Raw genomic sequence first — 23,654 nt, 5'->3', positions numbered from 1 at the left:
AAAGGCCGAGAAAAACATCAGTGTGCGTTGAAAGCGCACCCCGCCATCCCTATAAACGGGATATTGGACTTGCGAGGGGTAGCCACAGGGTGGTGATTTTCGTTCAAATTAAGAGGTAGGAATGCCCTGGAGTAATCAGAACGGTGGCGGCGGCCCTTGGGGTGGCGGCGGTGATAATAATGGCGGCGGTGGTGGCCCATGGGGTCAAAAACCGCAAGGTGGCGGCGGCGGAGGCAAGACGCCCCCCGATCTGGAAGATATTTTCCGTCGCGGTCAGGATCGCCTGCGGCAAGCAATTCCCGGCGGTAGTGGCGGCAGCCCTGCAATATGGGGTCTGATCGGCCTTGCTGTCGTAGCCTTTTGGGTTTTCCAGTCCGTTTATACTGTGCAGCCCGATGAGCGTGCTGTTGAGTTGCGCTTTGGTCAGCCGAAGCCGGATATTTCCGAACCCGGTTTGCATTTCCACTTCTGGCCGATTGAATCCTATGAAAAGGTCGAGATCGTTGAAAAGCAGAAGAACATTGGCGGACAGGGTACACGTGGTGCCAAGGAAGGCCTGATGCTTTCCGGCGACCAGAACATCGTCGATGTTCAGTTCTCCGTGCTTTATCGCGTTTCCGACCCCGTTTCCTATCTTTTCAATGTCGAAAATCCAGAGAATCTGGTGCAGCAGGTTTCCGAAAGCGCCATGCGTGAAATCGTCGGTCGCAGTCCTGCCCAGGATATTTTCCGTGATAATCGAGCCGGCATCGCAAATGATGTTCGTAACATTATCCAGAAGACACTGGACGATTACGGCGCAGGCGTAGCCATTAATGCGCTGTCAATTGAAGATGCGGCACCGCCGCGTGAAGTTGCCGATGCTTTTGACGAAGTTCAACGTGCCGAGCAGGACGAAGACCGCTTTGTCGAGGAATCGAACCAGTATTCCAACCAGAAGCTTGGTCAGGCTCGTGGTGAGGGCGCTCAGATCCGTGAAGATGCCGCCGCCTATAAAAACCGTATCGTTCAGGAAGCAGCCGGTGAAGCCCAGCGCTTTACCTCTGTCTATGATGAATATGTGAAGGCGCCGGAAGTTACCCGTAAACGTCTTTTCCTTGAAACCATGGAGCGTGTGCTGAAAGACTCTAACAAGGTGATTGTTGATCAGAACGGGCAGGGCGTTATTCCCTATCTGCCGTTGCCGGAACTGAACAAGCAGGCGAAGCCAGCCACCGGAGGAGCACAATAATGAACCAGAATCGTCTCCCAATTTATGTCGGTGTGGTCCTTTTTGCTGCCCTTCTGATCTACGCGTCGGTGTTCGTCGTGCGTGCTGGCCAGCAGGCAATCGTGCTGCGATTTGGTGAAATCGTTGATGTCGAATCTGAACCGGGCATCTATTTTAAAATGCCTTTTGGCTTTCTTGAAGCTGACAATGTTCAGATGATCGAAAATCGTGCTCTCAGCTTCGAACTCGATAACATCCGTGTTCAGGTTTCGGGCGGCAAGTTCTACGAAGTGGACGCGTTTCTCGTTTACCGCATTACTGATCCCCGCAAGTTCCGTCAGACCGTTTCGGGTGACGTAACCTTGGCGGAGGCTCGTCTGCGTACACGTCTTGATGCTGCCCTGCGTGGTGTTTACGGTCTTCGTGGTTTCGAAGCTGCTCTGTCTGATGAGCGTGCGGGTATGATGCGTGAGGTGCGTGAACAGCTGCGTCCGGACTCAGAGTCACTAGGATTACAAATCACGGACGTGCGTATTCGCCGTACCGACCTCACACAGGAAGTTTCGCAGCAGACCTTTGCGCGTATGAGTGCAGAGCGTCTTGCTGAAGCGGAGCGCCTGCGTGCGCGTGGCCGTGAAGCTGCACAGCGTATCAAGGCTATTGCCGATCGTCAGGTTGTCGAAATCGTTGCAGAAGCCCGCAAGGAATCGGAAATAGCTCGCGGTCAGGGCGAAGGCGAACGCAGCCGTATTTTCGCGGATGTCTTCTCGAAAGATCCGGACTTCTTTGCCTTCTACAGGTCAATGTCTGCCTATGGCACTGCCTTGGAAAACACAGGAACGACGATGGTGCTATCGCCTAACTCCGAGTTCTTCCGCTATTTCCAGGATGCCGGTGGCGCATTGGCCCCGGTCAGCGGCCCAACACCGCCAGCGCCTGCCGCAACAACACCCGCCCCACAATAGGGGCGGGATTTTTCCATGATTGATTTTCTAGATGCTGTAGGGTTGTTCCTCGTTTTCGAGGGGCTACTCTACGGCTGCTTCCCGATTGTAGCCAAAAAGGTTGCCCGCGATGTCAGCGAGCAGCCTGATGGTTTTTTGCGCGTTGCAGGTGTTGCGTCTGTTGCGATTGGCGTCGCTGTTATCTGGCTTGTCCGGGGATAAAAGCCTCTGTGAATGCGCGCATAATCAGCAAAAATTGAGTTGAACTCTGGCAAAATAAACGCTGAAATGCCAGAGCAAGTTTTATCTATATACCGCCGCCAACCACTTTGTCAGGCAGCTTCGTCCGACGGATAAACGTCGATCTTGCTATCTTTCGCGAGGATCGTCTTGTCATCCGAGAAACAGAATTGGATGTATATAGACAAAATTTGCTCTACTCGGCCATACTTTCGACCATAGTGGTGGTTCTGCTGGCTCGAAATATTCCGACCTACCGAAAAAGGCCTGTTGTCATGGTTTCCAGCACTGCTCGCACCGCACTTCGTTCTGCCACAGCCGCTATTGCACTGACCGCCTTGGCAGCTACCGGATTTTCACCGGCGCTTGTTACCTCGGCCATTGCCCAGACGCAGGCACCCGCAGTTCCCAACAGTGCGCAGCCAAGGGCGCAAGGACCAGCATCAGTCGCTGACCTGGCTGAAGGCTTGCTGGGCGCTGTCGTCAATATTTCCACCTCGCAGACTGTCAAAGGACAGGATGGTGATTCCGGTCCGATACCCATGCCCAAAGTTCCTGATGGCTCGCCCTTCCAGGAATTTTTCAATGATTATTTCGGCAAGCAGAAGCCGGGTGAAAACAACCCATCAAGGCAAGTGCAGTCACTTGGTTCCGGTTTTGTCGTTGATGCCGTCGAAGGCATTATTGTAACCAATAATCATGTCATCGCAGATGCTGACGAAATTGAAGTCAACTTCAGCGACGGCTCGAAGCTGAAAGCTGAATTGGTCGGCAAGGACACCAAGACTGATCTTGCCGTTCTCAAGGTGGACCCGAAAAAGCATAAGCTTGTTGCTGTCAAATTCGGTGATTCCTCAAAGACGCGCATTGGCGATTGGGTCATGGCAATCGGTAATCCATTCGGTTTCGGTGGGACCGTGACAGTAGGTATTGTCTCGGCGCGTAATCGCGACATCAATTCCGGCCCATATGACAACTTCATCCAGACCGATGCTGCGATCAATCGTGGCAATTCCGGCGGCCCGCTTTTCGATATGTACGGTCAGGTTATTGGCATCAATACCGCCATCATTTCGCCGACCGGCGGCTCGATCGGTATCGGCTTTGCTATCCCGGCCGAACTTGCATCGGGGGTGATTGCGCAGCTTCGCGAATTTGGTGAGACCCGTCGCGGTTGGTTGGGTGTTCGCATCCAGCCCGTGACGGACGATATTGCCGAGAGCCTCGGCATGACAACCAGCAAGGGTGCGCTGGTTGCAGGTATCATTGATGGTGGCCCTGTAGCGAACGGGTCCATTCTGGCCGGTGATGTGATTATTCGTTTCGATGGCAAAGAGGTCGCTACCGTCAAGGATCTGCCGCGCGTTGTCGCCGAAAGTCCGGTTGGCAAGGAAGTTGATGTTGTTGTTGTGCGCAAGGGCAAAGAGCAGACCGTGAAAGTCACGCTCGGTCGTCTTGAAGACAGCGAGCAGGCGGCCAGCAAAAAACCAGCTGACGCCGACCAGGATGAAGATGGCGCAATTCAGGGCGTTGATGTGCTGGGCATGACCTTGGGCACATTGGATGAAGATACCCGCAAATCATTTGGTATCTCCAAAGAGGTTGAAGGTGTTCTTGTGACCGAAGTTCAGGATGACTCAGTTGCAGGTAACAAGCGAATACAAGCAGGAGATGTAATCGTCGACATCGCGCAGGAAACTGTTTCCACGCCGGAAGACGTTGCGGCGCGCATCGAAAAATTGCGGGATGAAGGTCGCAAGAATGCGCTTCTCATGCTGGCGTCGAAAACTGGTGAGTTACGATTTGTAACTCTGCAAATGGATTAAAACCCAAAAAACGGTTTGGCGGTGAAAATTAAAGCGCTTCCGGATTGAATTCCGGAAGTTTGCCGCGGCATTCTAGAGAAATTAGCAATTCTGCTAGCAAAACTTTCGATTTTGCTAGCAGAATTGCAACCTAGGCGTGAAAAATGGTTGTATCGACGCGAGTTTCGTTCAGATAACGAAATCTGTCTTCCTGTAGCCCTGTATATAGAGCAGGGCAGTCAGATCGCCGTGATCGATACGTACATTGGCCTGTTCTGCTACCACAGGTTTTGCGTGGAGTGCGACCCCTGTGCCCGCCAGTTGCAGCATGCCGAGATCGTTTGCGCCATCTCCAACCGCCATTGCCTCATTGGGAGTAAGGCCGAAACGTTCGCAAATACTGCTCAAGGCAGCCACTTTCGCAGCGCGGCCAAGAATGGGTTCCTTAACCTCGCCGGTTAGCGTTTCTCCGTTATCTATCAATATGTTGGCACTGTTTTCATTGAACCCGATCATCTCCGCAATACGCTGCGTAAACACGGTAAAACCACCGGACACCAGTGCTGTATAAGCTCCATGTTTTTTCATTGTCCGAACCAGCTCTGGGCCACCTGGCATCAAGGTAATGCGGCTGGCGATGACTTTATCAATGACCGAATAGGGCAGGCCTTTGAGCAGGGCGACACGTTCCCGAAGCGCTGGTTCGAAGTCAATTTCGCCATTCATCGCCCTTGCAGTGATAGCGGCGACTTTATCGCGTAGCCCTGCTTCTTCGGCGAGTTCGTCGATGCATTCCTGTTGGATCATGGTGGAATCCATGTCGGCAATCAGCACCTTTTTTCGCCTGCTGTCTTGATTTTGGATAACAATATCAATAGGTTCGCCATCAATTGCGTGTGCGATGAGGTGCCTTGCCGCGTTAAGATCGTCGGTATCTTTCAACGTTATATCGCAGGCAACTCCATCAGCCAGCCAATAAAGACCTGTTGCATTGACTGCTGCCGAGGCTTTAATCCCAAGCGATGGTGTCAGATTTGGCGCGGCAGGGTTTGCAATAAGTGTAGCCATCAGAGGCATGGGGGCGATTTCCATTTGGGAAGTGATTTGACGAGACAGATAATCCTGATAGCCGGACCGACGGCCAGCGGCAAGTCGGCTCTGGCGCTTCGGTTAGCCGAAGAAACCGGCGGAGTTATCATCAATACGGATTCTATGCAGGTTTATAGCGTGCTGGAACACCTAACTGCACGACCGGGCCAAGTTGAATTGAAACAGGTGCCGCACTATCTTTATGGGCACGTAGCGCCATCCATAGCCTATTCTACCGGGCGTTGGTTTGATGACGTTGAACAGGTGCTGGAAAGCCCGGAACTCTTTGAAAAGACATTAATTTTTGCCGGCGGTACGGGGCTCTATTTTCGCGCTCTCCTTGGCGGTCTTTCCACCATGCCGGCAATTCCCGACGATATTCGTTCTTTTTGGCGAATGCAGGATGCCGAGCTGGGAGCGGAAAAACTTCACGAATTACTTGTGAAGAAAGACCCTCTCGCCGCGGCATCGTTGCGCCCCACTGATAGCCAGCGGATTGTACGTGCGCTCGAGGTTTTTGACGTTTCGGGCCGCTCTATCGTCGAGTGGCAAAAGGAGAAGGGGCGTGCTCTTGTTGATTCCTCTGGCGCGAAAAAGATTGTCATTGAACCGGATCGGCAGTGGCTTGGCAAACGGATCGCAACGCGGTTTGAAACGATGATGGACGAAGGTGCGCTCGACGAGGTCAATGCATTGTTATCACTTGGTCTTTCGCATGAACTGCCTGCCATGCGCGCGATCGGTGTCAAGGAAATTGCAGAAGTATTGGCTGGGCGGTTGAAAGCGGAACAGGCCGCTGAGCTTGCGACAATTGCAACGCGGCAATATGCCAAGCGGCAGATGACATGGTTCCGCAATCAGCTTGGCGATGATTGGGAAAGATTACCATGTCCTTGATTATTCAGGTTTTATCGTTGCGGAATGTCCGGATCAGATCATTAGCCCTGAAGCCTTCGACAGTGGTCTGAGTTGGCTCCGGTCGCTGCGGTTTCGGTTCTGTACTGCGCCACTGAATCCTGTCCGGAGGTGTCTGAAGCTTCGGTGGCGAAGGTGGGGTGTTAGGGGTTTCGAATGCCATGCCTGGGTCATCCTTGGTCATGCCTTCAGCTGCATTCAGCTGGCGCATCCGCATGAGTATGACGTCTAAACTCAAATGTTGATCCCCGAGTTTTGCCAATTCCTGGTTCTTTGTCATATGGGCTGCGGGAAGATCTTCCGGGGGTATCGTTTCAAATACCATACGCATTGGCGTAGGAACTGCTTCACCAAAGGCAATCGCTTCACGGTTTGCAATTGATGAAAGAAAGCCGACAGTGCTCTGTGAAGCGCCTGTAATTGCACCACGAATAATTTCCTGATCCCGTTCATTTCCCAAGCGCATGGCAAAGACGGTACTGCATTGTGACAGGATAGTGGAATCGAGTTCACCCGGACGCTGGGTAATAACGCCCAGATAAACCCCGTATTTGCGGCCTTCCTTAGCAATTCGGGCGATAGCTTGCCGTGTCGGCCAGAAACCAGCGTTGGGGTTTGCCGGAATATAACGATGCGCTTCCTCACAGACGACCAATGTCTGTAGGCGTCCATCGCTTGATACCGCGAGATCGAACGCCATGCGGCAAAGGACAGATGCTACGGAATTGACAACTTCGGAAGGCAAGCCAGCCAGTTGGAAAACACAAATTGGCTTGTCATTGGCTGGTACGCGAAAAATATGGCCGATTATCTGCCGCATTGTATCCATAGTGGTCGGTGCGGTGAACATGAAACGATAACGCGGATCGGCAACCAGCGCCTGCAGTCGCTGTTTCAAAGCCTTCATGACTGGCCTGTCAGCTTTGCCTTCCAGTTGACCGATACGATCATCAATCAGTTTAATCAGGTCAGCTATACGATACGGTGCCGGTGTGTCAGCCGTCATTGATGAGTAATCGCGGTCTTTTCTCAGCAGTGAAGGTGATATGGACTGTTCTGAGTTGGCAAATTGATCTTTGGCGATGGGGATCAGATCACGCAGTGCGTCTACTTCTCCGGCTATAACCGGTCTTCCCCGAAATACAGCTTCCGCAAACTCTTCCAGCCGGAATAACCAGTAGGGAAGATCGAACGTATTGTAATCAATCGAGATTGCGTGTTTGGGGAATGCGCTGGCAAATTCGTTGTGCGGGTCAAGTATCAGGACACGCAGGTCTGGGCGTTGGCTGATGATTTTGCGTAAGAGCAGCGAAACTGCACTGGATTTGCCAACACCGGTGCTGCCAAGAACCGCGAAATGACGAGTGATCAAACTTTCTATGGAGATCAGAGCAGGAATTGATGAGTTCTGCGACAAATGTCCTATTGATACTGCGTTCTTGAGGCTAGCCGTGTAAATCGTCGCCAGATCGGTCGCGCGAATGCGGTGCGCGATCGCTCCCATATGAGGGTACGTAGCCACACCCGAGGCGAATGTCAGTTGATTGTTGGTTCCAACATTGACCTGCCCAACAAGCTCAACATGCACGTGCACATCCTGATCCGCACCAGAGACCCATCGGGTTTCCGGCAAATCGACCTTGAAGATCAACCCGACTATGCGCGCATTGTCGACCTGAATTGAGATGAGCTGCCCTACGGTCCAATAATCGTCGGAAGCGTTTATTGATGGGCCGGTCTGCGCGTAAATTATCGCTGTTTCGCCATTGCACTCAATGACGTGACCATCAGTTCTGTTGCGAACAAATGGTCTCGGTTCTGCTGCAGGCATGGCTTCAGCGCTCATCGGCTGTTCATTCCCAAGATTATTGCCCGTCGGATGACGAGGCGCCAATTCGCCATCATGCATAAAAGGAATTGAAAATACCTTAGCGTCCGCGATATAAATTGACTTGATCGCAATCACATACATTGATTTGCATTTTGCCCGTTGACGGATTGAAATCGCTAAATTATCGTCCGCGACCATGAAAACAGTTCTTATTGTCGTGGGACCGCGTATGGGCAGGGTGTTGTAAGCACCCGGCGAAAGCTCCCATGCGCGAAACACAGGCTCCCTCGGGGGCCTTTTTTATTTTCTACATCTCAGTTAAACGAAAGCATCTTCTGGAAGGCTACAGGCCGCAGAATAGACGGGAAGAGACCGATGACCGCAGATAAACAGGACAGCAAAACTTCGCAACGACGTGAAATGACCGGCGCTGAAATGGTTGTACAGGCCCTTATTGACCAGGGCGTGACGGACATTTTCGGCTACCCTGGCGGTGCTGTCCTTCCAATTTATGACGAGCTTTTCCAACAGGACAAGATCAACCACATTCTGGTTCGTCATGAGCAAGGTGCTGGTCACGCGGCTGAAGGCTATGCCCGCTCCACGGGCAAGGTCGGCGTTATGCTGGTAACTTCTGGTCCTGGTGCGACCAATGCAGTTACGCCCTTGCAGGACGCACTGATGGATTCAATTCCGCTGGTTTGCATCAGCGGACAGGTGCCCACCAGCTTGATTGGTTCCGATGCATTTCAGGAATGTGATACGGTTGGTATTACGCGCCCTTGCACCAAGCATAATTGGCTGGTGAAGGACGTAAACGATCTCTCGCGTATTTTGCACGAAGCATTTCACATCGCCCGCACTGGCCGTCCGGGTCCGGTGCTGGTTGACGTACCAAAGGATGTTCAATTTGCAACCGGCATTTATACACCGCCGGAAACAAGTCCCCGCACCAGCTATCGTCCTACGGTTCAGGCAGACCTCGAAGCCGTCAAGCGCGCTGTAGCTCTGATGATGACCGCAAAGCGCCCTGTCATTTATTCGGGTGGCGGCGTTATCAACTCGGGCGACGAGGCGAGCAAATTGTTGCGTGAGTTGGTGCAGTTGACCAATTTCCCTATCACATCAACATTGATGGGCCTCGGTGCTTACCCAGCTTCAGGCAAGAATTGGCTGGGAATGCTTGGCATGCACGGCACATATGAAGCCAATATGACCATGCATGATTGCGACGTCATGGTGAATATCGGTGCGCGTTTTGACGATCGTATCACTGGTCGTTTGAGCGGCTTTTCGCCGAATTCCAAGAAGATTCATATCGATATTGATCCGTCCTCAATCAACAAGGCCGTTCGAGTCGACATTCCAGTCATTGGGGATGTTGCTTCAGTGCTCGAAGATATGATCCGGCTGCTGCGTGCTTCTTCTACCAAGCCCGATGAGCGAGCTATCGATGCGTGGTGGTCACAAATCAACAGGTGGCGTGAACGAAAATCCTTGTCCTACACGCGTAACAAGGACGTCATCATGCCGCAATATGCGCTTGAGCGTCTCTATGCTTTGACCAAAGATCACGACACGTACATCACGACTGAAGTTGGCCAACATCAAATGTGGGCGGCGCAGTTCTATGGCTTTGAGAAGCCAAACCGCTGGATGACATCTGGCGGACTGGGTACTATGGGATACGGATTGCCCGCAGCGCTGGGCGTGCAGATCGCTCATCCCGGATCGCTGGTTATCGATATTGCGGGCGACGCCTCGGTCCAGATGACCATGCAGGAGATGAGTGCAGCTGTCCAGTACGAAGCACCGATCAAGATTTTCATTCTGAACAACCAGTACATGGGCATGGTGCGCCAATGGCAGCAATTACTGCATGGCAATCGCCTTTCGCACTCGTATACTGAAGCACTGCCGGACTTCGTTAAGCTGGCGGAAGCTTATGGCGGCCACGGTATTCGCTGCGAAAAGCCTGGTGATCTTGATGATGCTATCCAGGAAATGATTGACGTCAAAAAGCCGGTGCTTTTCGATTGCCGCGTTGCCAATCTCGCAAACTGCTTCCCGATGATACCATCAGGCAAAGCGCACAATGAAATGCTTTTGCCAGACGAAGCCACTGATGAAGCTGTTGCAAACGCTATCGATGCCAAGGGCAGACAGCTCGTTTAAGAACCCGGAGAATTAGAATGAATGCTCAAAACCTAGCCTCCGGATCGGCATATTTCATTGCCAAGGAGACTGAACTACCAGTCACGACTGTCCTGTCTGTGCTTGTCGACAATGAGCCGGGCGTGCTTGCCCGCGTCATCGGATTGTTTTCTGGCCGTGGCTATAACATCGAGAGCCTTACTGTGTCCGAGACAGAGCACGAGCAGCACCTGTCGCGCATCACCATTGTAACACGGGGCACCCCCCATATTCTTGATCAGATACGTCATCAGTTGGAGCGGATCGTCCCTGTACATCGCGTAGTGGACCTTTCAGTCCGTGCCGATGAGCTTGGTCAGGTCGGCCCAATCCAGCGTGAACTGGCGCTGGTGAAGGTTGCCGGGCAGGGCGAACATCGTAATGAAGCTTTGCGCCTTGCCGATGCCTTTCATGCGAAAGTCGCCGACGCCACAACGGAACATTTTATCTTTGAGATCACAGGTAAAGGCTCGAAGATTGATCAGTTCATTGCGATCATGAAGCCACTTGGCCTCGTTGAAATTTGCCGCACCGGCGTAGCTGCAATGAACCGTGGCCCTTTGGGTATGTAGGCGGAGTATTCAGATTTCAACCACATCTTGTCAGGGCAGAATTGTATCCCTGACAAGATGCGTATTGAGGGTCTGCAGCGCCAATCCTATCGTTGGATTTTCATTGGTTGGTTCTTTAAATGACGCTCGATGTTTTCTTGACGCTGCTCCTGTTCGCTTTTGTAACTTCGGTAACGCCGGGGCCCAACAATCTGATGTTGCTGACGTCAGGGGTCAATTTCGGCTTTCGCCGCTCCATACCGCATATGCTCGGAATTGGCTCAGGCTTCTTCACTCTGTTGATCGGAGTGGGTTCCGGCCTTGGCGCGTTAATTGAAACCGTACCCCTGCTTTATACGGTTCTCAAATTCGCTGGGGGTGCTTATCTTCTTTACCTCGCTTATAAAATTGCGATGTCACGATCGATCAGCAATGTTGATGACAAGGCGCGGCCAATGACATTTCTGGAAGCTGCTGCTTTTCAGTGGATCAACCCTAAAGCATGGGTGATGGCGGTGACCGCCATGGCCACCTACACATCTGCAAACGCCTATTTTACAACGATGTTTATCGTGGGGTTTGCCTTTGCCGTGGTCAACATACCGTCAGTTTCCAGCTGGGCAGCGTTTGGACAGATCATGCGCAGCTGGCTGGCAGACCCCGTTCGACTAAAGTGGTTCAACATCACAATGGCCCTGTTGTTGGTAGCGAGCCTCTGGCCAATGCTGAAGTAGGCTTGCATCAAAAGTCGTAGAGCCATAGGATTTTGCCATGCCACACGACCACGATGACCACCAGCACGATAATGAACTCGACCCGATGGCGGCGAGGGTGCGTGCGCTGGAAACTATCCTGACCGAGAAGGGGCTTATCGATCCACTGGCAATAGATGCCATAGTCGAGACCTACGAAACCAAGGTCGGCCCGCGCAATGGTGCCAAGGTTGTAGCAAAAGCGTGGAGCGATGCCGGGTTTTCCGAATGGCTTAAGCGTGATGCCACAGCGGCGATCGCTTCGCTCGGATTTTCTGGTCGGCAAGGCGAGCACATGCAGGCGGTATTCAATACAGAGGAGACGCACAATCTTGTCGTCTGCACACTCTGCTCCTGTTATCCATGGTCTGTACTCGGGTTGCCTCCGGTCTGGTACAAGTCCCCTCCTTACAGGTCGAGAGCTGTTATTGATCCTCGGGGTGTTCTGGCTGAGTTTGACGTAATTTTGCCTGAGACAACGCACATTCGCGTGTGGGACTCGACTGCAGAGCTTCGATATCTTGTCGTGCCGGTACGCCCTGAGGGCTCTGATGATCTGAATGAAGAACAGTTGACCGACTTGGTTACACGCAATTCCATGATCGGGACCGGATTTGCTTTGCCGCCGGTAAAGCCATGAATGGCCCGCAGGATCTCGGTGGGCAAATGGGTTTCGGTCCCGTTGCACCGGAAATTGACGAGCCATTGTTTCATGCGGGCTGGCAGAAGCGAGCGTTGGGTTTGACGTTGGCCGCTGGGGGAATGGGCCACTGGAACATTGATGAAAGCCGCCATGCACGTGAAAGCCTGCATCCGGCAGATTATTATTCATCAAGTTACTATGAAATCTGGATTAAAGCCCTGGAGGTCTTGCTTGAGCGGCATGGTTTTGTTTCGTTTGACGAACTCAATGCGGGGAAAAGCATCAGCAAAGGTACGACACCAAAGCGCATCCTTGGAGCAAGCAATGTAACCGCTGTTCTCGCCAAGGGCGGTCCTTGTGACAGGGAGATGGCGATCCCGCCTCGGTTCAAATCCGGGGATCGTGTCCGAACACGCAATTTAAACCCGCAGACGCATACACGTTTGCCACGATATGCGCGGAACAAGCTTGGTGTGATCGAAGCTGTTCATAATGGTTTTGTGTTTCCTGATAGCAATGCGCATGGCGAGGGTGAAAATCCCCAATATGTTTATACCGTGGTTTTTTCAGCCACAGAAATCTGGGGCAATGCCGCAGACCCCCAATTGACCGTCAGCATTGATGCTTGGGAGAGCTATCTTGAACTTGCATGATCCGGTTGATGCGCCTGCTGGTTCGGCGACTGAAACGCCTGTTTTTGCAGAGCCTTGGCAGGCAGAAGCATTTGCAATGGTGGTTGCATTGCATGAGCGAAAATTATTTACCTGGAGCGAATGGGCACAGGCTCTGTCGTCTGAAATCAAGAAAGCCGAAACGCGGGGGGAGGCGAGCAATTATTACCAATGCTGGCTTGCCGCTTTGGAATCACTCATCACGGGAATGAATATTGCACCGAAGTCTGACATAGATTTGCTGACGCGCGCTTGGCAACGTGCTGCCTTGGCAACGCCACACGGACAGCCTATCAGGCTGGAAAATGATCCTGATCGGTTATGAGACACACCATGCTGACACTGATACGACGAACCATAGTTCTTGCCTTGCTCGTGTTGGGGTTTGTGGGAACACATGCTTTTGCGCAGACTGACATCTGGCCTGCACCCAATGAGGAAGAACTGCGCAAGATCATCACAGGGGCAACCTTGACGGGAGAAGTGAAAGCGCAACCGCCGTTCAACTTCAGTGAGTACCTTGGCGCAGACGGAACGTCGCGCGGCAAGATGATTGAATGCTGCAAACCAGAGCAGCTGGCAACAAAGGGAATGTCCTATTCGGGTGAATGGGCACTCGACCAAGGTAGCCTTTGTTTTACCTACGAAGGCGAAGAAAAAAAGATCTGCTGGAAGTTGCAGGTAAAGGGCGATCGCTTCCGGATGCTCGATCAGCAATTCGGGCTAGCGGGTGAAGGACAGATACGTTCGGGCAACCCGGATAATCTATAGTCTAATGTGGTTACCGAGCATTTTCCTTGCCCTTTGACTACGAATCCTGTCTCTCAGCACAATGCAACTGTCACCACAACAGGATGAGGCCCTACAGGCCGTTTCAAAATGGCTGAAAGGCGGGCGGAGTCCGATTTTCAGGCTGTTTGGCTATGCCGGTACCGGCAAGACTACACTCGCTCGCTATTTTGCTGAACACATTGAGGGTGATGTTCAATTTGCTGCATTCACAGGCAAGGCAGCGCAAGTGCTGCGTTCAAAGGGTGCGAGAAATGCCCGCACGCTGCATTCGCTGATATATCGTCCGCGCGGTGAAGAAGCAGTTGAGAACGAGACGACCGGCAAAACTAGTATAGCGCCAACGTTTTCCCTCAATCGCCAGAGTCCTGTCGCGAAGGCGAAATTGATCGTTGTGGATGAGTGCTCAATGGTTGATGAGCAGCTCGGGCGCGATCTAATGAGTTTTGGAACACCTATCCTTGTTCTTGGAGATCCGGGGCAGTTGCCGCCAATATCTGGTGGGGGCTTCTTCACTGAGCACGAACCTGATTTCCTGTTGAGTGAGATTCACCGGCAAGCACGGGACAATCCCATTTTGCGTTTGGCACTGGATGTTCGTGAGGGACGCGACTTTGACTTGGGAGACTACGGCGCCGCAAAAGTGATTGCCAAATCGGACGTTACGCAGGAATTGGTGCTCGGTGCCGATCAAGTTCTGGTAGGTACCAACCGCACTCGTAAGCGCTATAACCAACGTTTGAGGGAGCTCAAGGGCTTCTCCGCCGCTTTTCCGCAAGCTGGCGATAAGCTGGTTTGCCTGCGGAACGACCCGGCCAAAGGACTTTTGAACGGTTCACTTTGGAAAGTAATGACTTCCTCGCGTGAGACGGTGAAACCCGGTATCAATCTCCTCATTGCACCGGAAGATGAAGAACCAGGGCGCGGCGTTGCTAAAATCAAGTTGCTGAAAGCGCAGTTCGACGATCCAGATGTGGAAATTCCCTGGCAAATGAAGAAGCGTTTCGATGATTTCGATTACGGTTACGCTTTGACGACCCATAAGGCTCAGGGCTCCCAGTGGAATGAAGTTGTTCTATTTGATGAGAGTTATGCGTTTCGAGATACGCGGGATCGTTGGCTTTATACGGCTATTACGCGTGCGGCAGAACGACTGACTGTTGTGCGGTAAGGATCACTTTGCTTTTTGTCGGTGTGGCAAGATAACCATGTCTAGCCTCGCCAAACTCATGTACAACAACGCTCTGCACACTGTTCCGGATACTGTTCATGACCGCATCATTGTCTGTTAATCTCAACGCGATTGCCATGTTGCGGAATCGTCGTGACCTGCCTTGGCCTAATGTTATAGGCATTGGCCGCATCGCCTTAGCTGCGGGAGCCGCTGGCCTGACGGTACACCCCCGTCCAGACCAAAGACATATTCGTTTCTCCGATCTGCCGCTCATCCGTGCACTTATCGATGACGAGTTTCCCGAAGCAGAGTTCAATATTGAAGGATACCCAACCAGCGGGTTTCTGGAATTAATTGCCAGGAATGAGCCCGAACAGGTTACACTGGTGCCCGACGATCCAGCACAGTCCACTTCTGATCATGGGTGGGACTTGAAACGCAATGCCGATTTTCTCGAGCCCATTATTCGGAGGCTGAAGAACCAAGGTGCCAGGGTTTCCCTGTTCATAGATCCGGACCCTGAAGCGCCCGAAGCAGCAAAGAAGCTGGGCGCGGATCGAGTTGAGCTTTATACCGGTCCCTATGGCGCTACGCATGATGACGCTAAACGTGCAGCGATTGAACTTGAAAAGCTGACCTTGACCGCCGTCGCAGCAGAAAATGCCGGTGTAGCGGTTAATGCCGGACATGATTTAACTGTCGCCAATCTACCTGCGCTGGTCGAGAAAGTGCCAAATCTGGTTGAAGTTTCAATTGGACATGGCCTCACCGCCGATGCCTTAGTGCATGGAATGGCAGGGGCTGTGGAAAGATTTCTTGATGCACTCAAAGTATAATGCTTTGATTTGGCACATTAATCTTTTGCCATGCATTTTTGCATAACATGAAGGGTAAGTTATGTTAAAATGGCGATTGATATTGCGGTGCAACACGACTAACTCGTCCGCCCACGCTGTAGGAGCGAGGGAAAACTTTTATGAATGACCACCAAACGGTCGGTGATGATTGCGACAATGGTTCGGTGAACTATGAACCGGAGCCGCATCACAAAGAAGCTTTTCCAGTATTGGTTCTGGGCGCTCTAGGTGTTGTTTATGGCGACATCGGAACGAGCCCGATCTATGCTTTTCGAGAAGCACTGCACGCCGCATCGCTGGATGGCAGTTTAAGCCGCACCGACGTTCTCGGCGTTGTTTCGATGATTTTCTGGGCACTGGCACTCATCGTTACCATCAAATACGTCATCTTTGTACTGCGCGCCGATAATGACGGTGAAGGCGGTATTCTTTCTCTCATGGCACTGGCACGGTCGAGCTTTAAATCACGACCGCAACTAATTCTCGGGCTTGGAATTATCGGAGCGTCGCTGTTCTACGGCGATGCCGTGATCACCCCGGCGATCTCCGTCCTCTCTGCAGTAGAGGGGCTTGAGATAGTAACGCCGACTCTAAAACCGTTTATCGTCCCCATTACGATTGTCATTCTTCTAACACTGTTCTCTATCCAGAGATTTGGGACGGCAAGTGTAGCGAAGATATTTGGGCCAATCACGTTGATCTGGTTTCTGGCAATCGGATTCTTCGGACTGTTACATATCGCGGATGATCTCAGCATATTTGCTGCCGTTAATCCCTATTATGCGTTCGAGTATATCATCAACAACCCGCAAACAGCCTTTCCGACGATAGGCACTGTTTTTCTTGCTGTGACCGGGGCGGAGGCACTCTATGCCGATCTTGGGCATTTTGGGCGTAAGCCGATCGCTACAGCATGGATGTGGGTGGTTTTCCCATGTTTGCTGCTGAATTATTTTGGGCAGGGTGCATTCATTCTCGCCTATCCGGATGAAGCAAAGAATCCCTTCTTTGAGATGTTCCCGCATTGGGCGCTTTTGCCGATGGTGCTACTTGCAACCATGGCAACTGTAATTGCCAGTCAGGCAGTCATCTCCGGTGCCTATTCCCTGTCTCGCCAGGCGGTGCAACTCAATCTTCTGCCACGATTGAACATAGAGCACACGTCGGAGAAGCAGTCGGGTCAAGTCTATTTGCCCAAGGTTAATGTGCTGCTCGGTATCGTTGTCGTACTGCTTGTATTGGGCTTTGAGCGCTCGTCGAACCTGGCTTCTGCCTACGGTATTGCCGTAACCGGAAATATGCTTGTTACGACGATATTGCTCTTCATTGTCATGACCCGCATCTGGAAATGGAGCCTGTGGTTGGCAGCAAGCTTGACCGGATGCTTCCTGATCATTGATCTGACATTTGTCAGTGCGAATCTGATCAAAGTGGTTGATGGTGGCTGGGCATCACTGGTGGTCGCCTTTCTGGTTGTTCTCATCATGTTTACATGGGTTCGCGGCAGCCGGAAGCTCTTCGAAAAGACTCGCAAGGGAGAAGTTCCGCTTGCTCTGATCTCGAAGAAAATGGCCGAGAATCCACCTACGCTGGTGCCGGGCACTGCCGTTTTCCTGACTGGTGACCCGAAAAGCACTCCAACCGCTCTCATGCACAGTCTCAAACACTACAAAGTTCTGCATCAGAACAATGTCATTCTGACGGTAATTACTGCGCCATCACCACTGGTCAAAAAGAGCGATCGGGTTCGGATCGAACCGATCAACGACCTATTCATGCGTGTAACATTGACGTTCGGTTACATGGAGCGTCCGAATATCCCGCGGACACTCGCTATTTGTCGTAAGCAAGGCTGGAAGTTCGACATTATGACGACCTCGTTCTTTCTTTCCCGCAGATCTTTGAAGGCATCTGCCCGCTCCGAAATGCCCCGATGGCAGGACCGCCTTTTCATTGCTCTGGCGAGAAGCGCAAGTGATGCAACGGAATATTTCCAGATTCCAACCGGTCGGGTGGTCGAGATCGGGACGCAGGTCAATATCTAGTTTGTCCTGTATTGGAGAGCCGGCCTCGTGAACAAACTCCAAATCGCGATTGTAGGCGGTGGACCAGCAGGATTGGCAGCTGCGCTCTATCTGAAGCGCGCAAACCATCACGTTACAGTATTCGAGCGTTTCGCTTCGCCATCAGCGGTAGGGTCAGGACTTATCCTGCAGCCGACAGGGCTGACAATATTGGACGATCTTGGGCTTTTTCAGAATATTCAGTTACTGGGCAACAGGATTGACCGGCTTTACGGTGCAGATGCGCACTCCGGTCGTACTGTGCTCGATGTGAGATATTCCGCGCTAAAAGGTGGAAGGTACGGAATTGCTGTCCATCGTGCAGCCTTGTTTGATGTGCTCTACAATGCAGTCAGGAAAGAAAACATCGATATTGAAACAAATGTTGATATTCTCTCTATGGAGGTTGGAGCTGGCTCAAATTCACTCATCGCCGATAATGGCCGCCGCATAGGAGCTTTTGACCTCGTTGTTGATGCAAGCGGCTCGAAATCAAAGATCAGGAGTTTTGCAAATAAAAGCTGCGAACCTAAGCCGCTTGTTTATGGCGCTTACTGGGCAACCCTCAATTGGCATTCAGAAGGTTTTCACCAGCATTCCCTGCTGCAGAGGTACCGTAAAGCGGGAGTAATGATTGGAGTATTGCCGATAGGCAAAGCAGGTGCCGACGGTCCGAACAGCGCTGCCTTCTTCTGGAGTACCAAGCCGGGAGAAGAATCAAGCCTGCGCAATGCAGGAATTGAGCAATGGAAAGATCATGTATTGTCACTTTGGCCAGAATGCTCGGCCTATGTCGATCAGATTGATGACTTTGGTGACATGACATTGGCCCGTTATGGCCACCATACATTGCCAATGCCGATTGGACGAAATCTTGCGGTAATAGGCGATGCAGCGCACTCCACCAGTCCGCAATTGGGGCAGGGAGCCAATATGGCTCTGCTGGACGCCAAAGCGCTGGCTCACGCGCTGGTCACCACAACGGATGTTACCTCAGCTTTATCCCGATATGCTCAATCCCGACGCTTACATATTCGTGGATTTCAAACCCTGTCGCGTGCGTTCACCCCATTTTACCAATCAGATTCGAGGGTTTTGCCTTTCATCCGCGATCGTGTTGTACCAGTTGTTTCACGCATTCCCCCTGCGCCGCATTTATTGGCGTCCATGGTTTCAGGAACTCTTGTCGATCCTTTTGAACCGATAGGATTGAAAGAGAAAATCTGGATATAAATTTTTCTCGGTAACGCTTGTCAAAGGACGTTACCTATAATAAAAACCAACCGTAACGTACGGTACGGTACGGTTGGAGCGCGTGTTGAAATCAGACTTGGAAATCAGCGAGACCGCATTAACAGAACGTCAAAAAGATGTTTTGGACGCTGCGCTTGCTCTTCTGGTGGAGGCTGGCGACAAGCTTACGATGACAAGCGTTGCCCGTCGCGCAAGCTGCTCAAAGGAAAGCCTTTATAAATGGTTCGGCGACCGTGATGGTTTGCTGACTGCAACAGTCCAATGGCAAGCCTCCAAGGTGAGGGGCGTTCCCGTCAGTCGGGATGCTTTTGATCGTGATGCGCTAATCATTGGCCTGGAGCGGTTTGCAGCTGATTGGCTGCGCGTTCTGTCGGGTAAAATCTCTGTTGCGTTGAATCGTGTAGCGGTGACGCATGCCGGTACCGACAAGCATGAGCTTGATCGCGATCTTGGTGGTATCGTTCTTGAGAACGGCCCGTTTGCGATGGCGCGCAGACTCGAACCCGTCCTGCTGCTCGGTCGCGAGGCGGGGCTACTTAAGTTTGAACACGCAGATGAAGCGTTCCGTACATTTTTTGGACTGGTGGTTCGCGACGTGCAAATCCGCCTGTTGCTCGGAGACCGTTACGAGTTGAGCGAAACAGCGATTGAACGTGACGCAAAGCGGGCCACTGAACAATTTCTCATTCTCTATAAACCCTGAGGAAAACCGGTCAGAAAATGATCGGAAACAATACTGATTGAAACATAGGAAGGAATAAACCAATGCGCGTATATTATGACCGGGATGCAGACATCAACCTGATCAAGTCAAAGAAGGTTGCCATCATTGGCTACGGCTCCCAAGGTCGCGCCCATGCGCTAAATCTGAAAGATTCCGGTGCAAAGGACGTGCGCATCGCTTTGCGTCCTGGCTCTGCTACTGCAAAAAAGGCTGAAGCCGATGGTTTTCAGGTCGTCAGTGTTGCAGATGCGGCAAAATGGGCCGATCTCATGATGATGGCGACGCCAGACGAATTGCAAGCCGATATCTATAAGGACCATATCGCTGATAATATTCGCGATGGTGCCGCTATCGCTTTTGCCCATGGTCTCAATGTGCATTTCGGTCTTATTGAACCGAAGAAGACTGTTGATGTTGTCATGATTGCGCCAAAAGGTCCGGGCCACACTGTGCGTGGTGAGTATCAGAAGGGCGGCGGCGTTCCTTGTCTTATCGCAATTCATCAGGATGCATCCGGGAATGCACACGATCTTGCTTTGTCTTATGCCTGCGGCGTTGGCGGCGGCCGCTCAGGCGTTATCGAAACCAATTTCCGTGAAGAATGTGAAACAGATTTGTTCGGTGAGCAAGTCGTTCTGTGCGGCGGCTTGGTAGAGCTGATCCGCGCGGGTTTCGAAACGCTGGTCGAAGGTGGATATGCGCCTGAAATGGCTTACTTTGAGTGCCTGCATGAAGTTAAGCTGATTGTTGACCTGATTTATGAAGGCGGTATCGCCAACATGAACTACTCAATCTCGAACACTGCAGAATGGGGTGAGTATGTGTCCGGTCCTCGTATTATTACAGCTGAGACAAAGGCAGAGATGAAGCGGGTTTTGACTGATATCCAGACAGGAAAGTTCACCTCCGACTGGATGCAGGAATACAAGGCTGGTGCATCGCGCTTCAAAGCGATCCGCCGCAACAATGACAAGCACCAGATTGAAGAAGTTGGTGAGAAGCTGCGCGGCATGATGCCTTGGATTGGCAGCAACAAGCTGGTCGATAAGGCAAAAAACTAAGAATATTCAAGCATGAGGAAAAAGGCCGCCGGAGAAATCTGGCGGCTTTTTCTTTGGTGAGTTTCGCAGTTGCCCGAACAGATCGCTAAAGATTTTGATAGTGCGGCCACCATAAAGATGGTTCTACAAGCGACGTTGTAAACTCTCGGGAGAGGATTGATCCAATGGTAGCAAAAACATGTGCGGCTTGCGATTGCGCGCTGGACTCCGATATCATCAAAGTAACAGTCGGCGGTAAAACGGTGGAAGTCTGCTGCGAGGAGTGCGCTGTAGCCCTCGGCGAGGCATTTAAAGCAAACGTAACTTCGGAATAAAATCGAATTCCGAAGCGTCGAGCTTTATTGTACTTCTGTATTAGCTGGATTTCTGATCCTCCCAAAGATTATTTGGTGGGATCAGATTGTTTTATGGTCAGGCAACGCACATGTCCCAACTGACTGTCAGAACTTTGCTTCAGACCGAGACGGTTACCATACGGGACGTCATATGCCGAGGCGAATGCCGTCATAAGAGCGAAGAGGAGCGTTCAGAGCTAACGCATCTCGTTTTTCCTTATCGTGGTGTTTTTGTTCGTCACGTGGGTAGCAATGACGCTGTCGCAGAAGCCAATCAGGTTCTGTTTTTCAATCAGGATGAGACCTATTCTGTCAGCCATCCCGTTCAAGGTGGGGACGCGTGCATATCACTCACCATAGACCCGAAGTTGCTGCGGGAACTTGCTCCTGCAAAACTTTTGCATGAGGGTGAAGCTGTCATATTCCGCGACAAGCATCGGCGTATCGATCCGCGAGCGCAAGCGCTTGTAGCGCTATTACGGCATAGCCTGAACAGCAAAATCATCGAACCTTTGGAGGCTGAGACGCTCGCACTTACATTGGTGCGTCGTTCATTAGGCGAACGTACTTCGCACAGTAAAGCCGCCAGTTACGGGCGTCAAAAGCTTGTTGATCGTGCCAAGCTTGTTCTTTCTTCTGATTTGGCGCGGCGATGGACATTGGCGGAAATCGCTTCCGAGACTGGCGTATCGCCTGTTTACCTTACGCAAGTGTTCCAGCAGGTGGAGGCTGTGCCGCTTTATCGTTATCAATTGCGTCTCAGATTGGCTCGTGCGCTGGATCAGCTCGCACATTATGATGATCTTACAATGCTAAGCCTTGACCTTGGTTTTTCAAGCCATAGTCATTTCAGTGCTGCGTTCAAACAAAGCTTTGGCCGTACGCCAGCTGAATTTCAACGGTCAGTTCAACCTGTCATTGCTGCAGAACGCTAAATATCTCGATAGCGATAACAGTCTGCAAAATGGTCTTTTCCACATGCCCTTGAGTGGCTGTGAAGGAGACGAAAATGACAGACCGAATTTGTGCTGCCTGTGGTGATGCACTTTACACAACGACTATTGAATTGGACATCGACAATGAAGTTGTTGAAGCGTGTTCTGATCAATGCGCTGAACAGATCATCAAGAACAATAAATCGTACAAACCACAATTTGAAGCTGCGAAGAAATATGTCGATACGTCATCCGGGCGCATCTACTATGCTGAGTCTGGAGAAGGACCCGTTGCTCTTTTCGTCCATGGTGTTCTTGTAAATAGCTATCTTTGGCGGCATCAACTGGCTGGTCTGTCGGATATTAGACGCTGTATTGCGATTGATACATTGGCCCATGGCGCAACAGAGGCAATTGCTGGGCAAGATTTATCAACAGCCGCGCAGGCAGACATGCTGGTTCAGTTTCTGGATGCATTGCAGATTGAGCAAGTAGACCTCGTTGGGAATGACGGGGGTGGGGCCGTATGTCAGATTTTTGCGGTCAATAATCCAGGCCGCGTTCGCAGCCTGACACTGACCGATTGCGATACCCACGATAATTGGCCACCTGTGGCATTTCAGGGCTTTGTCAATATGTGTGCGTCAGGTGGCTTGCGAGGAACTTTGACGGCCATGGTTTCCGATAAGAACATTTTCCGCTCGCCGGATGCTCTGGGCCCTTGCTATGAGAATACCGAAAGCATTTCGGACGACACGATTGATGCTTATCTTCAGCCCTACCTTTCAAAGCCGGGCGGTGTTGGCGGGCTGGAACGATTTGTTGCTGCATTCGATTGTTCGCAAACAGTGGCAATTGAATCAAAGCTGAGGCAACTTCAGGTCCCAACTTTGATCGTCTGGGCTACGGACGATGTCTATTTCGATAAAAAGTGGGCGCATTGGCTGGCCGAGCATATTCCCGGCACACGCAAAGTTGTTGAACTCGAAGGTGCTCGTCTGTTCTTTCCTGAAGAGCGCTTTGCATCATTCAATGACGAGCTGCGTGCGCACTGGTCATAGCATCCCGACCATTACCCGTTGTGATCGTCAAATGCGTTCACAGCGGGCGATAGGCATAAAATTCAACATTCAATTTGCTAGAAAGGACGCTTCGATTGCGGAGAACGCAATCGAGCGAAGACAAGCACATGATCAATATTGAATACAGAATTGGTTGGTTGTCACAGACAATGAAAAATCTAATAAATTCGTTTCGTATTGCCCGGACTCGCCAACACTTGGATGAACTGGATGAGTATCTCTTGAAAGATATAGGTTGGCCCATCGAATTTGATGCTCAGTTCAAACCTGAAAAGCATCGCACCCCAACGATGCGACCCTTTCAAATTATTCAGCAAACAGAAGCGTTTATTCGTGTTGTTTAACTGCAATTAAAGGTTGCAACGTTCTCTAGGGCGATTGAATGGTTTGTAGGTGTTGTCAAATGCTCGATACGACTGATAGGCAGCGCGACACTTCTCTACCTGTGATGGACCGCTGTTTCCTGTTGGGCGATTGGCACGCCCATTGTAACAATTTCCGGTAGAGCAATCACGCAGGCTATCCCGATAAGGACT

The 23,654-nt window shown here is 51.5% G+C and carries 23 protein-coding genes; 21 read left to right on the top strand and 2 right to left on the bottom strand.

Translation table 11 applies throughout. The features are described from left to right. Positions 1-121: 121 nt before the first annotated feature. The 4 genes from hflK (at position 122) to PMI41_RS08200 (ending at position 4,220) form a co-directional block, all read left to right on the top strand. Positions 122-1,231 (top strand): FtsH protease activity modulator HflK, encoded by a 1,110-nt coding sequence (gene hflK / locus PMI41_RS08215; RefSeq protein ID WP_008123659.1) that lies wholly within the window; start codon positions 122-124, stop codon positions 1,229-1,231. Next, the gene (locus PMI41_RS08210; RefSeq protein WP_008123658.1) at positions 1,231-2,175 is read left to right on the top strand and encodes a protease modulator HflC; all 945 of its coding nucleotides are present in this window, start codon (positions 1,231-1,233) and stop codon (positions 2,173-2,175) included. The genes hflK and PMI41_RS08210 overlap by 1 nt, the downstream gene beginning before the upstream one ends. 15 nt (positions 2,176-2,190) lie before the next feature. After that, positions 2,191-2,376, top strand: a complete 186-nt coding sequence (locus tag PMI41_RS08205; protein ID WP_008123657.1) for a DUF2065 family protein — start codon at positions 2,191-2,193, stop codon at positions 2,374-2,376. 293 nt (positions 2,377-2,669) lie between these two features. Continuing rightward, positions 2,670-4,220: a DegQ family serine endoprotease gene (locus PMI41_RS08200; RefSeq protein ID WP_008123650.1), complete on the top strand. Its 1,551-nt coding sequence runs from the start codon at positions 2,670-2,672 to the stop codon at positions 4,218-4,220. A gap of 168 nt (positions 4,221-4,388) precedes the next feature. On the opposite strand, the gene serB is transcribed toward PMI41_RS08200, so the two are convergent. Beyond that, positions 4,389-5,276 (bottom strand): phosphoserine phosphatase SerB, encoded by an 888-nt coding sequence (gene serB, locus PMI41_RS08195; protein ID WP_008123648.1) that lies wholly within the window; start codon positions 5,274-5,276, stop codon positions 4,389-4,391. A 27-nt stretch (positions 5,277-5,303) separates the two neighbouring features. Between serB and miaA the strand changes: the two genes are divergently transcribed. Beyond that, the gene (miaA, locus tag PMI41_RS08190) at positions 5,304-6,185 is read left to right on the top strand and encodes a tRNA (adenosine(37)-N6)-dimethylallyltransferase MiaA (RefSeq protein ID WP_008123646.1); all 882 of its coding nucleotides are present in this window, start codon (positions 5,304-5,306) and stop codon (positions 6,183-6,185) included. 4 nt (positions 6,186-6,189) lie between these two features. Here miaA and PMI41_RS08185 read toward each other — a convergent pair whose 3' ends face one another. Further along, a complete protein-coding gene (locus tag PMI41_RS08185) occupies positions 6,190-8,049 on the bottom strand; it encodes an ATP-binding protein (RefSeq protein ID WP_040854343.1) in 1,860 nt (619 codons plus the stop codon). 360 nt (positions 8,050-8,409) lie between these two features. Between PMI41_RS08185 and PMI41_RS08180 the strand changes: the two genes are divergently transcribed. From PMI41_RS08180 to PMI41_RS08105, 16 genes are all read left to right on the top strand, one after another. Next, positions 8,410-10,209, top strand: coding sequence for an acetolactate synthase 3 large subunit (locus PMI41_RS08180; RefSeq protein ID WP_008123643.1), 1,800 nt, complete (start codon positions 8,410-8,412; stop codon positions 10,207-10,209). 17 nt (positions 10,210-10,226) lie between these two features. After that, entirely contained in the window at positions 10,227-10,799 is a 573-nt protein-coding gene (gene ilvN / locus PMI41_RS08175; RefSeq protein WP_008123641.1) for an acetolactate synthase small subunit, read from the top strand. Positions 10,800-10,918: 119 nt separating this feature from the next. Continuing rightward, complete coding sequence (locus tag PMI41_RS08170) at positions 10,919-11,512, top strand: LysE family translocator (protein WP_008123639.1); 594 nt, start codon at positions 10,919-10,921, stop codon at positions 11,510-11,512. Positions 11,513-11,549: 37 nt separating this feature from the next. Beyond that, positions 11,550-12,170, top strand: coding sequence for a nitrile hydratase subunit alpha (nthA, locus tag PMI41_RS08165; protein WP_008123637.1), 621 nt, complete (start codon positions 11,550-11,552; stop codon positions 12,168-12,170). Further along, positions 12,167-12,826, top strand: a complete 660-nt coding sequence (gene nthB, locus PMI41_RS08160; RefSeq protein ID WP_008123635.1) for a nitrile hydratase subunit beta — start codon at positions 12,167-12,169, stop codon at positions 12,824-12,826. The genes nthA and nthB overlap by 4 nt, the downstream gene beginning before the upstream one ends. Beyond that, on the top strand, positions 12,813-13,169 hold the full coding sequence (locus tag PMI41_RS08155; RefSeq protein WP_008123633.1) for a nitrile hydratase accessory protein: 357 nt from the start codon (positions 12,813-12,815) through the stop codon (positions 13,167-13,169). Before nthB ends, PMI41_RS08155 begins: the two co-directional genes overlap by 14 nt. An 8-nt stretch (positions 13,170-13,177) precedes the next feature. Next, positions 13,178-13,615 carry a hypothetical protein gene (locus tag PMI41_RS08150; RefSeq protein WP_008123630.1) on the top strand — a complete coding sequence of 146 codons (438 nt, stop codon included), beginning with the start codon at positions 13,178-13,180 and terminating at the stop codon, positions 13,613-13,615. A 61-nt stretch (positions 13,616-13,676) separates the two neighbouring features. Continuing rightward, the gene (locus PMI41_RS08145; protein WP_008123629.1) at positions 13,677-14,804 is read left to right on the top strand and encodes an ATP-dependent RecD-like DNA helicase; all 1,128 of its coding nucleotides are present in this window, start codon (positions 13,677-13,679) and stop codon (positions 14,802-14,804) included. Positions 14,805-14,902: 98 nt separating this feature from the next. Then, entirely contained in the window at positions 14,903-15,643 is a 741-nt protein-coding gene (locus PMI41_RS08140; protein WP_008123628.1) for a pyridoxine 5'-phosphate synthase, read from the top strand. Positions 15,644-15,783: 140 nt separating this feature from the next. Further along, the gene (locus PMI41_RS08135) at positions 15,784-17,709 is read left to right on the top strand and encodes a potassium transporter Kup (RefSeq protein WP_008123627.1); all 1,926 of its coding nucleotides are present in this window, start codon (positions 15,784-15,786) and stop codon (positions 17,707-17,709) included. Positions 17,710-17,736: 27 nt separating this feature from the next. Further along, positions 17,737-18,960, top strand: a complete 1,224-nt coding sequence (locus PMI41_RS08130; RefSeq protein WP_008123626.1) for an NAD(P)/FAD-dependent oxidoreductase — start codon at positions 17,737-17,739, stop codon at positions 18,958-18,960. Positions 18,961-19,045: 85 nt separating this feature from the next. After that, complete coding sequence (locus PMI41_RS08125) at positions 19,046-19,684, top strand: TetR/AcrR family transcriptional regulator (protein WP_008123625.1); 639 nt, start codon at positions 19,046-19,048, stop codon at positions 19,682-19,684. Positions 19,685-19,746: 62 nt separating this feature from the next. Next, positions 19,747-20,766, top strand: coding sequence for a ketol-acid reductoisomerase (ilvC, locus tag PMI41_RS08120; protein ID WP_008123624.1), 1,020 nt, complete (start codon positions 19,747-19,749; stop codon positions 20,764-20,766). 424 nt (positions 20,767-21,190) lie between these two features. Then, entirely contained in the window at positions 21,191-22,036 is an 846-nt protein-coding gene (locus tag PMI41_RS08115; protein ID WP_008123612.1) for an AraC family transcriptional regulator, read from the top strand. 74 nt (positions 22,037-22,110) lie between these two features. Next, on the top strand, positions 22,111-23,097 hold the full coding sequence (locus tag PMI41_RS08110; protein ID WP_008123611.1) for an alpha/beta hydrolase: 987 nt from the start codon (positions 22,111-22,113) through the stop codon (positions 23,095-23,097). 128 nt (positions 23,098-23,225) lie between these two features. Then, positions 23,226-23,462 (top strand): DUF1127 domain-containing protein, encoded by a 237-nt coding sequence (locus tag PMI41_RS08105; protein WP_040854134.1) that lies wholly within the window; start codon positions 23,226-23,228, stop codon positions 23,460-23,462. Positions 23,463-23,654: the final 192 nt, after the last annotated feature.

The sequence above is a fragment of the Phyllobacterium sp. YR531 genome, from assembly GCF_000282595.1.
In the GTDB taxonomy this organism is placed as follows: domain Bacteria; phylum Pseudomonadota; class Alphaproteobacteria; order Rhizobiales; family Rhizobiaceae; genus Phyllobacterium.
The sequence above is the reverse complement of the archived record's forward strand: the minus strand, read 5'-3'. Positions and strand labels throughout refer to the sequence as shown.

What these genes read in the sequence shown, in the direction of transcription:
- hflK (WP_008123659.1), top strand. Translation starts at nt 122, where the DNA reads ATGCCCTGGAGTAATCAGAACGGTGGCGGCGGCCCTTGGGGTGGCGGC.
- PMI41_RS08210 (WP_008123658.1), top strand. Translation starts at nt 1,231, where the DNA reads ATGAACCAGAATCGTCTCCCAATTTATGTCGGTGTGGTCCTTTTTGCT.
- PMI41_RS08205 (WP_008123657.1), top strand. Translation starts at nt 2,191, where the DNA reads ATGATTGATTTTCTAGATGCTGTAGGGTTGTTCCTCGTTTTCGAGGGG.
- PMI41_RS08200 (WP_008123650.1), top strand. Translation starts at nt 2,670, where the DNA reads ATGGTTTCCAGCACTGCTCGCACCGCACTTCGTTCTGCCACAGCCGCT.
- serB (WP_008123648.1), bottom strand. Translation starts at nt 5,276, where the DNA reads ATGCCTCTGATGGCTACACTTATTGCAAACCCTGCCGCGCCAAATCTG.
- PMI41_RS08185 (WP_040854343.1), bottom strand. Translation starts at nt 8,049, where the DNA reads ATGAGCGCTGAAGCCATGCCTGCAGCAGAACCGAGACCATTTGTTCGC.
- PMI41_RS08180 (WP_008123643.1), top strand. Translation starts at nt 8,410, where the DNA reads ATGACCGCAGATAAACAGGACAGCAAAACTTCGCAACGACGTGAAATG.
- ilvN (WP_008123641.1), top strand. Translation starts at nt 10,227, where the DNA reads ATGAATGCTCAAAACCTAGCCTCCGGATCGGCATATTTCATTGCCAAG.
- PMI41_RS08170 (WP_008123639.1), top strand. Translation starts at nt 10,919, where the DNA reads ATGACGCTCGATGTTTTCTTGACGCTGCTCCTGTTCGCTTTTGTAACT.
- nthA (WP_008123637.1), top strand. Translation starts at nt 11,550, where the DNA reads ATGCCACACGACCACGATGACCACCAGCACGATAATGAACTCGACCCG.
- nthB (WP_008123635.1), top strand. Translation starts at nt 12,167, where the DNA reads ATGAATGGCCCGCAGGATCTCGGTGGGCAAATGGGTTTCGGTCCCGTT.
- PMI41_RS08150 (WP_008123630.1), top strand. Translation starts at nt 13,178, where the DNA reads ATGCTGACACTGATACGACGAACCATAGTTCTTGCCTTGCTCGTGTTG.
- PMI41_RS08145 (WP_008123629.1), top strand. Translation starts at nt 13,677, where the DNA reads ATGCAACTGTCACCACAACAGGATGAGGCCCTACAGGCCGTTTCAAAA.
- PMI41_RS08140 (WP_008123628.1), top strand. Translation starts at nt 14,903, where the DNA reads ATGACCGCATCATTGTCTGTTAATCTCAACGCGATTGCCATGTTGCGG.
- PMI41_RS08135 (WP_008123627.1), top strand. Translation starts at nt 15,784, where the DNA reads ATGAATGACCACCAAACGGTCGGTGATGATTGCGACAATGGTTCGGTG.
- ilvC (WP_008123624.1), top strand. Translation starts at nt 19,747, where the DNA reads ATGCGCGTATATTATGACCGGGATGCAGACATCAACCTGATCAAGTCA.
- PMI41_RS08115 (WP_008123612.1), top strand. Translation starts at nt 21,191, where the DNA reads ATGTCCCAACTGACTGTCAGAACTTTGCTTCAGACCGAGACGGTTACC.
- PMI41_RS08110 (WP_008123611.1), top strand. Translation starts at nt 22,111, where the DNA reads ATGACAGACCGAATTTGTGCTGCCTGTGGTGATGCACTTTACACAACG.
- PMI41_RS08105 (WP_040854134.1), top strand. Translation starts at nt 23,226, where the DNA reads ATGATCAATATTGAATACAGAATTGGTTGGTTGTCACAGACAATGAAA.